Genomic DNA, 11,207 nt, shown 5'->3' on the forward strand with positions numbered 1-11,207 from the left:
CACATGGCAAATATGCCGGCTGGTCCATCGTCGCCACTTGGTACGTTGTTCACGGGCTTCGTCGCCGTTGCATGAGAGCGTGCTGCAGCCGTTTCAATTCGTCGGCCATGGGCAATCGCAGCAGCAAGCAGCCTATCAAAAACGCCAGCATGGCGCAGACGCCCGTGACGACAATGGCAATCCAGGGGGGCATGTCTTGAGGCAACATTTGGCGTATCCCCAGGCAGACGCACCCCACCAGCAGGGCTTGTGCCACCAATGACATCGTGCTCCTGATCCATGCAGTCCAGCGCAGGCCCAGGTAACGCTCGTGGATCCACAGGTAGTACGGCACGCTCATCAACTGGCCGAGCGCCACCGCCAGCGCGAAGGTGTGCAGGGTTCCATCCATGAGCCAAACGGCACATACGACCTTGGCCGCCACCAACACGGCGTTGGGTCCGATGGCGGCATAGGGTTTGCCGACGCCGGTCAGGGCTGGGGCGCTGAGTGTGAACAGGCTGCTGATCGCATAGGACAGGCATAGCCACGGAATGGCGGGCACGGCCTCCAGCCAGGCGCGGCCGTAGAGCAGGCTCACGATGTCATGTGCGAGTACTGCAATGGCGGCGAGCGCGGGCAGCATCAATGCGTTGATCAGCGAACTGGCGCGCAGGTATTCCCCCGCCACCGGCCCATGGGTGTGGTGCACCTTGGCCATGTAGGGCAGGGCGAAGAAATTGACCGTGGGCAGCAATGCCGTCCCCACCATGTTTACCGTGGAGTTGGCGCGGCTGAACAGGCCTACTGCGGCAGGCGTCATCCAACGTCCAAGCAGGATATCGGGCAGTGCGTTGTCTGCCGCCTTGAGCAGGGCGGTCAACAGATTGCCCAGGCCAAAGTGAACGATGTCGTGAAGCTGGCGAAAGCTTGGTAGCCAAGGTAGTGGACGGTCAACCACCCAGCGAGCCATGGCTCCAGTAGTGATGATGTTGACCAAGTTGGCCCAGGCCATGGTCATGGGGCCAAAATCCGCGAGTGCCAGCATTACCGACGCGCCGAAATATACCGCTGAGGTCACCGCAGTTATAAGAGCCGACTTCTCTACGGCCATCTCACGCGACAGGATGGCCATGGGAATAGCGCCCAATGGAATGAATACAAAGCCCAGCGCCAACACTTGCACCGCGGGTACGACTCGGGCTTCATGGAAGAAATGCGCCCAGTAGGGGGCACTAAAAAACATGATCGTGGCGACGCTCCAAGAGGTAATCAGGAGCACGCCGAGCGCATTGCGCAGGGTTTCGGTTGTGAGCTCTTTTTCGCGCTTAATGAATGCGGTGACGCCAAAGTCGCGAAACACATGGGCCACGGCCATGAGCACTGCGCTCATGGAGAAAATGCCAATGTCCTGGGGCGTGAGCAGGCGGGCCAGCACGATCGACAGCACGAAGTTGGCGACCAGGGCCAGGTTGCTGACGAGGAACTGCAAGGCGACTTTTTGACGAACCGAAATCACGTGATGGGCGTCTGCGCTGAGGCCTGCTACTGGTTTAGAGCTGGTATATACGGCATATTCGAAGACATGTCATTGCGGCTGGCGTTGAAGATCGACGTACCATCTCATTGCCTCCCGTAAGCCTTCAGCAATACTGTGCGTTGGCGCATAGCCCAGCAAGGTCATTGCCTTGCCAATGTCCGCTTGGCTGTGGCGAACATCGCCAGCGCGAAAGTCGCGATAGGCTGGTTGCACCACCGGATCCACGCCGAACTGCGCCAGATTCTCCCGCAGCAATGCGAACAGTTGGTTCAAGGTGGTGCGGCCGCCCACGGCAATGTTGTAGACCTGATTGGTCGCCTCGCTGCCAATCACCGTTGCTGCGAGCAAGTTGGCCTGCACTGCATTGGCCACATAGCAAAAATCGCGACTGGTTTCCCCATCGCCGTTGATATACACAGTTTCTCTGGTGAGCAGCGCCGCAGTCCACTTCGGGATCACCGCCGCATAGGCGCCATTGGGATCCTGTCTTGATCCGAATACGTTGAAGTAACGCAGGCCAATGGTCCGGAATCCGTAGCAACGCGCAAATACTTCCGCATATAGCTCGTTGACGTACTTAGTCACGGCATAAGGGCTCAGAGGCTTGCCGATGATGTTCTCCACCTTGGGCAAAGCGGGATGGTCTCCATAAGTACTGCTGCTGGCGGCGTAGGTAAAGCTCTTAACCCCAGCATCTCGCGCTGTCGCCAGCACATTCAGGAAGCCCGTGATGTTCGCGCTATTAGTGGTGATGGGGTCAGCTAGACTGCGCGGAACGGAACCCAGTGCTGCTTGGTGAAGCACGTATTCGACGGCTTCGTTTTTGACATCTGTATTCCCGGAGCGGGCAGGAGAGAACTGCATCGCATTCCGACAGTCATTCAAGCTGCGGATGTCACCTTCGATGAAACGGAAGTTGGCCCATTGATCAGGCGTCACCAGGCTTTGTACCTCGTCCAGATTGCGCTGATGCCCGGTGGCGAAGTTGTCCAGACCGACGACACGCTGATTGAGTTTGAGCAGGGTTTCCAGCAGGTTGCTGCCGATAAAACCTGCCACGCCGGTCACAAGCCAAACATGCTGTTCATTAATGAGGCGAGATTTCAGCAGTTCGTACGCCGAGGATCGTTGGTCCATATTATTCATGCGGAACTTCCAATGATCATTCACTATTACAGCCGGCCATCTGCAGTACCCAGCGGCAAGATGCCCTTCACATCAAACAGCACGGCGTCACGTTGTCCCAAGGCCTTGATTCCGACCTCGCCCAATGTCATGAATTGATGATGTCCCACCGCCAGCACGACAGCGGCATATTGACCGGGCGCAGGCATTTCGGCCAGGCACTTCAGGCCATATTCGTGTTCAGCTTCTTCGAGGTTGATCCACGGGTCGAACACATCAACTTGGGTGTTATAGCCCTGCAGCCTGCGGACGATGTCGACGACTTTGGTGTTCCGTACGTCGGGGCAGTTTTCCTTGAACGTCAGACCGAGCACCAGAACCTTGCTGCCTAGCACTGGTAGGCCCTTGCGCAACATGAGCTTGACCGTCTGGTCAGCGACATGGTTGGCCATGTTGTCGTTGACGCGCCGACCGGCCAGGATGACCTCGGGGTGGTAACCGACTTCCTGCGCCTTATGTGTCAGGTAGTACGGATCCACACCAATGCAGTGGCCTCCGACGAGGCCCGGGCGAAAGGATAGGAAGTTCCACTTGGTGCCGGCGGCTTGCAATACTTCCAGGGTGTCGATGCCCAGCCTATGAAAAATGAGGCTGAGTTCGTTCATCAGCGCGATGTTGATGTCGCGCTGTGTGTTCTCGATAACCTTGGCAGCTTCGGCCACCTTGATGCTGCTCGCCTTATGGGTACCTGCGGTGATGATCTGTTTGTAAAGCTGGTCCACCGCCTCGGCCACTTCGGGAGTGCTACCGCTTGTCACCTTCTTGATGGTAGGCAGACGGTGTTCTTTGTCGCCAGGGTTGATGCGTTCCGGGCTATAGCCACAGAAGAAACTGACGTTGAATTCCTTGCCGCTGAACTTTTCGAGCACAGGAACGCAAACCTCCTCGGTGGCACCGGGATAGACCGTGGATTCATAGATGACCACAGCGCCCTCGGGCATCACCGTGCCGACGGTTTCGCTGGCCTTGATCAGAGGCGTCATGTTCGGGCGGTTGGCTTTGTCTACCGGAGTTGGCACTGTGACAATGAAAACACGGCAGTCCCTCAGATCTTCCGTACTGGCGCTGTATCGCAGGTGGGTTGCGGCCCTGAGATCTCCTGGGGAAACTTCCAGCGTGCTGTCTCTGCCCGACTGCAATTCCGCGATGCGTGCAGCATTGACGTCAAAGCCCAGCACAGGACGATGCTTGCCAAACTCGACAGCAAGCGGTAGGCCGACGTAGCCAAGGCCGATGATGGCAATTTTTTCGTGACTCAAGTTCATGGCTGCGGTGAAGTGGATGGGCTGGACTGCAGCACCCAGGGTTTCAATGAGTGAGGGTGGGGCGTTGCGGGCAGTACAGAGACAATTCCTAGTAGACCGCCTGCGGTGATCGTACCCCAGGCCCTTGCGGCGTGATGAACTTGTGGCGAAATTTGCAATTGATGATGACGGGTGGGCAATCAAGTTGGCGAGCCATCGCGTGGATGCTCCAACTTTGCCGCATCGGGCTCGCCATCGTCATGCAATTCGCGGGTTGGAGTGGGCTGTACTTCCTGGGGGCGTGCATCTGCATGGCTTGGCTGTTGGCAGGTGTTGCACTTCAGGTATGAATCCGTTCTTTGTAGGCGCAGCTTGAGTCGCGAATTTATCCTGGAGGCAAATATCTGAGGCGGGTTTGAATCTGCTTGGCCCAAAGAAAAAGGCGCCAAGTGGCGCCTTTTCGTGGATTTGCTGACCACCTAGCTGAATGAATGCTTGGTGGACGTGCATTTTGTTGGATCTATTTACCTCGGAACAATGGCCCAGGTGGGGTTGTTCAAGAAATCCTTGTCCATTGATGATGTTTTCGATTTCCAGAGGGTGTATGCAGTAGCTGCATTTGTGATGTTAAGGCTCGATACGGCGGCAAGCATTGCGCGTGCATTTGCTGCATATCCACCAGACCATGTCGGGTATCCATCATATTCGAGAGATCCGTTGCAGGTGACGCCCGGGAAGTTGACCTGGGCAAGCTCGCTCCAGCTTCTGATCCACTGGCCGCTTGAATTCTTAAGCTGAAGGTAGTAAGCGGGTGCCTTGGCCAGACAGAATCCTTGCGCTTCATTCATGAAGCGGCCTACTCCAAACTTGCTTACCCAATTGAGGAGTTCCATGGCTCGTGGCTCACCTGCCTCGGCGTGTTGAGCCATGACGATGGCCCAGAAGTCGTTTTGCCATGGTCCGACCGTGGTCGTATCGTACGGGTTAACCGGAGAGCTCATGGGCGACACGTCGGCCGCGGGGGTAACAACCCAATTTTGATAGAACCATTCAAGGCTGTTGGACAGCCGGCGCTGAAAGTATGCTTTCATTGCGTGCGTATCGGGGATGATGCGAGAGGCTTCTCCGAGCGCGCGCATCGTCCATGCTTGTCCGCGGACCTGATCTTCCCACAATAGTCCCTGACCAGCTCCCCGGTATGCGGGATTCATTGCTGTCAGATTCCAAGCAGCCCAGTACATCAGCTCATCTTGAAAGAATGCATCGCCGGTAACCAGATAGGGCACATAGGCATAGGAGGCCTGATGCGCAGTATCCGGTTGCCAAATGGTCGTGCCATTGACAACGGTTGGCAGTGCAGGCTGTGAGCTGCCAAGCCAGGTCGACACATTCGGAAACCGGTCCAGGTCGAGTGGCAGATTGGATGAGTCGTCGCGATAGTGGATGGGGACGGAGCCGGCTGCATCGGCATGGGCCAGCATTACCTCTTTCATCCGATCATCTTGAGAGATGAGGTACATAGCCGTCCATTGCGGCACAGGGCCAATTTCAGGACGACCGCCCGTGGTACCGAAAGCGGGCGTCAACATCAGGTTGGCCATGGGGCCAAGGTTGGCTTGAGACGTCTTGGCTTGCGTGTATTGCTTGTAGAAGTCAGAGAGCACCGCTTCTGGAATGCTCAGGCTGAGGTCATAGTTCCAAATTGCCTTGCTCGCCATGAAGTACGGCATGTTGTGGCGTACGCGCGCCTGCGGCTCTGCCGAGGCACCGGTCCATATCACCTTGTGCCAGCGGGCGTGATGGTAGTGGGTGAACTTGGGCTGGGTGTAGATGGTGCTGCCGTTGCGCTTGACGGCGAACGAATAGGTAATGTTTCCGGGGTTGGCCGTCCAGGTGCGGGTGTTTTCCATCACCACGTCGGTGCGAATGCGTTGACCGCCGTCCACCAGACGGGTGTGCAGCCTGGCCGTCAGGTGCGGGTGCGTGGCGCCGGTGGCCTTGTTCTTGAAGGGCAGGGCCACTGTGTATTCGTTGGCTACTGCACCGGACAGGCGGCGGCCTGTATTGTTGGCGATCTGTTTGACGAGATCGGCCTGGGGCTGCGCCACCAAGGTGGTGATGCTGCCGTTGGTGTCATACACCTGGGCTTCCAGTTCCAGGTTCCAGTCGGGATTGCTGGGAACGCTGGGGGTACTTGTGGATTTGGCGCCGGTGTAGAGGTTGATGATTTTGCTCTGGCCGGGCTGCAGGGTGCTGAGTTGGGTGCTGAGGACGGCGAAGCGGGCAGAGCCGTCACGGTGGGAGGAAATTTCGTCTGCCTGCAGTGGGATGGTGGCGCCGTCCACCTTGGCAACAAGCCCTTGGGTGGTGAACTGCCAGTCCCCGGCCTTGAATGGCTGCCCGAATGTGACGGGCACGGAGGCCTGGGCCTGGGAACCGGTGGATGCGACCTCTACGCAGGTGAGCGCATCGGCCGCGCAGCTAAAAGGCGCCTTCGGGATCAGAGTGGGCGCAGACGGTAGTGTCGGGGTTGTAGGGTATGTGGTTGACTGTGATGGCTGGGTTGATGATGTCGTTGATGAAGACGACGCCACGGGCCTGAAAGTAATCGACGTAGACGCTGCGCTTGTTGTGACCGGCGACATCGCCTCTGCAGCCAATTCGCCGCCGTTGCTGCCGCCTCCGCAGCCCGACAAAGTGGCCAGGACTAGCAGGCCCGACAATGGCTGGTGGTAGCGGCCCTTGGAAAACTGGGTCCGAATCAGTGAAGTTTTCATATATGGCTTTTGGCACTCAATGTGGATGCGTTCAGGTACTTATCGGCATGCGTTTCGACCGCTGTAGCCGTGATGCCAGGTACTAAGAGGTAGGTATGGGGGGTGGTTTCCCTAGGGTAGAACCGCTCAATGAGCGATTGCAGATGGTTGTGGCTACGAACGAGGCGGAGCCCAGCCCAGGGAGCGACGCATTGTCTGGGTAGGCGCAACGCAAGGCGTAACTGGTTGTCGCGGCAAGGAATTGCTGGGATTTCCAGTGTTACTCGGGCCGTAGCTTCGCCTAAGTCGAATGATGCGAGAACACAATTTTTACTATCGAAACGACTACACACATATAAGATGACCCGCTGTATTTCAGATGAGAATGCAACGGAACGGGTTGTGCAATGCGCGCCATTTGTGGAGGAAGGTTGCGTGCTCGGCGACGTTTTTCAGTCTGAGGCCTGGTTTGCCAACCTGCTGGCTCATGGCTTTGAGCGGCCTCCGCGCGGACACTGGGCTTTGCCGCTGCCCTCGCGTTCCAGTGAGCCAGTTCACTTGCACCTGATGCAGGAGTCTTCGGCTGGCTCTTTGTGTTCTTTAAGCAACTATTACAGCTGCCTTTATGGCCCGGTAGGCTCGACCAGGGCGATCCAGGACGTTTCTGTTGCTCAGTGGCAAGCGGCTGCACATGCCTTGCGACAGTTGCCGGGCAGCAGTGTGTTGCGCCTGCAGCCGCTGGATGCGGATGGCGCGTGGCTGGCGGGGCTGGAAGGGGGACTGCGCGCCGCTGGCTACTGGACGGATCGGTTTTTCTGCTTCGGGAATTGGTACCAGCCGGTGCCTGGCGGGGGCTTTGCCGATTATTGGCGGCAACGCCCATCGGCCCTGCGGCACAGCGTGGAGCGCGGGCGGCGCCGGCTGGACCGGGCGGGAGGGGCTTGGCACATCGACATCATTGCCGATGCGTCGCCTGGACTGGATGCATGTCTGGCCGCGTACCTAGCGGTGTATGCCAAAAGCTGGAAGTCGCCCGAGCCTTGTCCGGATTTCATGCCGGCCCTGGTGCGCATGGCGGCGCGTGAAGGGTGGCTGCGCCTGGGGGTGTTGTGGCTGGGGGAGCAGCCCCTGGCCGCGCAGGTCTGGCTGGTATGTGACGGGAAGGCCAATATCTACAAGCTGGCCTATGTGAAGGGACAGGAGAGGCTGTCCGCCGGCTCGGTGCTGACGGCAGCCCTCATGCAGCGCGCCATGGACGTGGACCGGGTGCTGGAAGTGGACTATCTGAGCGGCGACGATGCCTATAAGCGCGACTGGATGGCGATGCGGCGCGAGCGGGTGGGCCTGGTGGCGTTTGACCCGCGTCGCCTTCCTGGCCTGCTGGCCGCGGGGCGGCATTTTGCGGGGAGGATGCTGCGGCGGCGCTGATCGGGTTGGTATCTTGGCAACTCTGGGATGGCTCCCTGAATCTTCGAGCCAAAAAAAAGGTGGCCGGAGCCACCTTTTATGCGTGTGGGCCTCAGACTAGGCTTACTTCGCACCCTTTTGCTTGCGGCGCGACACAAAGGCCAGACCGGACAAGCCCAGGCCCAGGAGAGCCAGCGAACCGGGCTCCGGAACCTTGGTCACGGACTCGACGTAGACGACCATGTCGTTGTAATCCCTGTCCGAGCCGCCGCTCAGAGACTGGTCTTCCCATCCCAGGACATAGCTGGAAGACCCCCATACGCCAGTTGCACGACCCGGGAACTGGACCGTGTCTCCATCGCCCTGGTAGCTCACCATTTGCTCGTTTCCGCCATTCTGGCTAGCCTGCGAGAAGAATGTGCCCCCGGGGCCGCTCAGGTAATAGCCGAACGTGCTGGAGGTAAACAGCATGCTTCCGAGTATGCCGCCGTTGGTAAGGTCCACTGCCTTGAATTGATTGGAAGCATCGACGGTGATGGCCACTTGAGCACCGCTGCTGGCGCTGCCAGAAAACAATTGCAACTGGGTAGCTGTGTTGTAGGGGTCGTAAATACCGAACGTATTGATGTTGGCATTCCCGGCGATCTCAAGGATCATGGTGGCAATGGAACCACCAGATGCCTCGATCTGGAACAGTTCTGCGCCAGCTTGATTTGTGTTGACGTTAGGCGCGGCAGACACGGGCGAAGCGCCTGGGCCGCCGTATGCGTTGTTGATGATGGTTTGCAGCGATGTTTCGGAACCGGGCAAAACCGTGGCAGCGAACGCGCCGGTAGACATGGCAAGGACTGCAGAGGCTACCAACGTTTTGAGTGCTTTCATGATGAACTCCTTTGAGTGACATTCCACCGAATGCGGGATGCACTGCCATAAGCATGTTGCGTGCCAAATAATAAAATCAACAACTTATGTGCGAGCGGTCTGTGGGGTGTAAAAAAATCTGACGGTCCTGGCCCTGCTGAAGAGGGGCGCCGCTCGCAGCTGAAAGCTGCGCTTCCTGCCGTTGGCTGTCGTGCCTATGCCATGGCGCCGAGCCACGCCAGCGTCAGGTCTTCCACTTGCAATTGCCAGGCCGGTTGCGAGAAAGTGTGGTCGGCGCCGGCGATGTCGTGCCTGCTCACGCCAGGGCGCTGCAGGACATGGCTCCAGGCCGATTGCGTGGCTGTGTACTCGACAAATTCCTGCGCCGTCAGGTCGCGCTCGCTCAGTATGAGAAGGATTTTGCCCTCGAACGCTTGCCAGGCATGCGCCATGCGCTCTTGAAATGAGAGTGAAGGCGCTACTGCATGCCGCATAGCGCGCAGGTTGTTCCATGCGCTACGCAGCGCCGTCAAGCCTACGCCGCCGCTTGCCAGCTTGCGCCAGAAGTCTGGCTCCAGGATGCGCTGGCGGTAGTAGTGCTTGACCCGCGCACGTGCCAGGCCGGCTTCGGACCGCACCCAGGGATTGAGCAGGGCCAGGCCGGTCACGCTCGGATCCTGCGTTGCCTGCATGTACAGCAGGCTGGCCGAGGCCCCGTCGCACAAGCCCCAGAGCACGGCGTGCCGAACGGGCGCGGCGCGCAGCATCGCCTCCACGGCGGCTGCAATATGGGGGGCGGTGTTTTCGAATGGCACGGGTTCGCCGGGACTGTCGCCCATGCCCGGCAGGTCGAAGCGCAGCACGGGGTGGCCGGCGGCTGCCAGGCGGCGGGCCAGTCGCACGAACTGCCGGTGGCTGCCCACGCGGTGCTGGGCGCCACCTACCACCACCACTACGCCAATGTGCCGCATGGGGGTATCCGGCGCGGGCAGGGTCAGGATGCCCAGCATGTCGAAGCCGTCGCCGGCTATGTGAATGGGCTGTTCCTGGACGTTCATGCCTGGGGCGGGTGGGTGAGGGCGGCCAGGGTGGCCTGGACCAGGGCGGGGGCTTCGTCGGTGCCCACGGTTTGCCAGAAGGGCGGGCTTTCCACGGCTTGTGCCTGTACCTGCCAGCCCGCGGCATGCCAGGCCGAGAGTTGTTTGCCGGCGGCGGGGCTGAGCGAGGGTGTTTGCGCGGCTGATGTTTCCAGCCACACCAGCCGCCCCGGCTGCAGCGAACCGGGGTCGGGCATGTGCGCCTCGGCCAGCCCTTGGGCCAGTCGGGGGCTCAATGTGTAGCCGGCAATGGCGATGGCCAGCCCTTGTGCTAGCGTCTGTGAGGGGGGCGGCTCACCCGTGCTGCCGGCGCCCAGCCACTGGCTGGCGGCGCGCAGGCGCAGGAACTGCTGCAGCATTTGCTGGCCGCTGGCCACGGGCTGCCAAAGCAGCAGGTGGGTGGGCGCAGTCCCTGGTGCCTGCAAGAGGGCGGCCAGCTGCGCCGCAAGCAAGGCGCCAGAGCGCATGCCCCAGAGCCACAGGGGGCCGCTGGCGTGGTCGTCCAGCCAGCGATGGGCCTGCTGCGCGTCGTGCAGCCAGGCGGCCCAGGTGGCGTCGGCGAAGTCGCCGGCGCTGTCGCCGCAGCCCAGCAGGTCGATCTGCAGCACGCCATAGCCGGCCTGCGCGAGTGCGCGTGCCTGCCCGGCCACCACGCGGCGGGTGCTGTTGAGCTCTTCGGCGAAGGGGTGCAGGTAGAGCACGCGCCCCAGCGGCGTGGCGCCTTGCGGGGGGTGGAAAAGGCAGAAGCGCTGACCGGTGTCGGTCGTAAGGAAGAAGGCCTGCGGCAGGGCGGCGCGCGCGCGGGGGCTCATCTCATGAGGCTTGTCGGGCCAATGACTGCTCCACCAGGTCGCACAGGCTGCCCACGGTGGCGAAGACTGCGCCATGGAGTTCATCGTCGCTGAAGGTGATGGCGAAATGGTTCTCCAGCCCGGTGATGACGGCCAGCACGGCCATGGAGTCGAGCTCGGGGAGGGACCCGAGCAGCGGGGTGTCGCGATCGAAGGCTGTGGCGCGGCCTTGCAGGCTGAGGGCGTTGTCGAGCACGTGCAGGACTTGTTCGGTCAGGTTCATGGCGGGGGAGGGGGAGGAGACGGGACTGCGTTTGATTCTAGACACTTGACGGGCGGCCGTTGGG

The 11,207-nt window shown here is 60.1% G+C and carries 9 protein-coding genes; 1 reads left to right on the top strand and 8 read right to left on the bottom strand.

The window, feature by feature from the left end; all coding sequences use genetic code 11:
* Positions 1-49 precede the first annotated feature (49 nt).
* The 4 genes from ALIDE2_RS03525 to ALIDE2_RS03545 all read right to left on the bottom strand — a co-directional run bounded on the left by ALIDE2_RS03525 (position 50) and on the right by ALIDE2_RS03545 (position 6,725).
* Positions 50-1,471 carry an oligosaccharide flippase family protein gene (locus ALIDE2_RS03525; protein ID WP_013721418.1) on the bottom strand — a complete coding sequence of 474 codons (1,422 nt, stop codon included), beginning with the start codon at positions 1,469-1,471 and terminating at the stop codon, positions 50-52.
* A gap of 96 nt (positions 1,472-1,567) precedes the next feature.
* Positions 1,568-2,665, bottom strand: a complete 1,098-nt coding sequence (locus ALIDE2_RS03530) for an NAD-dependent epimerase/dehydratase family protein (RefSeq protein ID WP_013721419.1) — start codon at positions 2,663-2,665, stop codon at positions 1,568-1,570.
* A 26-nt stretch (positions 2,666-2,691) separates the two neighbouring features.
* Positions 2,692-3,969, bottom strand: a complete 1,278-nt coding sequence (tviB, locus tag ALIDE2_RS03535; RefSeq protein WP_013721420.1) for a Vi polysaccharide biosynthesis UDP-N-acetylglucosamine C-6 dehydrogenase TviB — start codon at positions 3,967-3,969, stop codon at positions 2,692-2,694.
* 503 nt (positions 3,970-4,472) lie between these two features.
* Complete coding sequence (locus ALIDE2_RS03545) at positions 4,473-6,725, bottom strand: hypothetical protein (RefSeq protein WP_238530097.1); 2,253 nt, start codon at positions 6,723-6,725, stop codon at positions 4,473-4,475.
* Positions 6,726-7,139: 414 nt separating this feature from the next.
* Here ALIDE2_RS03545 and ALIDE2_RS03550 point away from each other — a divergent pair, with 414 nt between their 5' ends.
* On the top strand, positions 7,140-8,132 hold the full coding sequence (locus ALIDE2_RS03550) for a GNAT family N-acetyltransferase (protein WP_238530098.1): 993 nt from the start codon (positions 7,140-7,142) through the stop codon (positions 8,130-8,132).
* A gap of 102 nt (positions 8,133-8,234) precedes the next feature.
* Here the strand turns inward: ALIDE2_RS03550 and ALIDE2_RS03555 are convergent, their stop codons facing one another.
* The 4 genes from ALIDE2_RS03555 to ALIDE2_RS03570 all read right to left on the bottom strand — a co-directional run bounded on the left by ALIDE2_RS03555 (position 8,235) and on the right by ALIDE2_RS03570 (position 11,143).
* Positions 8,235-8,993 (bottom strand): DUF4114 domain-containing protein, encoded by a 759-nt coding sequence (locus tag ALIDE2_RS03555; protein WP_013721423.1) that lies wholly within the window; start codon positions 8,991-8,993, stop codon positions 8,235-8,237.
* Positions 8,994-9,187: 194 nt separating this feature from the next.
* Positions 9,188-10,030, bottom strand: coding sequence for a hydrolase 1, exosortase A system-associated (locus ALIDE2_RS03560; protein ID WP_013721424.1), 843 nt, complete (start codon positions 10,028-10,030; stop codon positions 9,188-9,190).
* Complete coding sequence (locus ALIDE2_RS03565) at positions 10,027-10,881, bottom strand: hydrolase 2, exosortase A system-associated (RefSeq protein ID WP_013721425.1); 855 nt, start codon at positions 10,879-10,881, stop codon at positions 10,027-10,029. The genes ALIDE2_RS03560 and ALIDE2_RS03565 overlap by 4 nt, the downstream gene beginning before the upstream one ends.
* 1 nt (position 10,882) lies before the next feature.
* Positions 10,883-11,143: an acyl carrier protein gene (locus tag ALIDE2_RS03570; RefSeq protein ID WP_013721426.1), complete on the bottom strand. Its 261-nt coding sequence runs from the start codon at positions 11,141-11,143 to the stop codon at positions 10,883-10,885.
* Positions 11,144-11,207 lie beyond the last annotated feature (64 nt).

Origin of the sequence: Alicycliphilus denitrificans K601, assembly GCF_000204645.1 — a bacterium.
Classification (GTDB): Bacteria; Pseudomonadota; Gammaproteobacteria; order Burkholderiales; family Burkholderiaceae_C; genus Alicycliphilus; species Alicycliphilus denitrificans.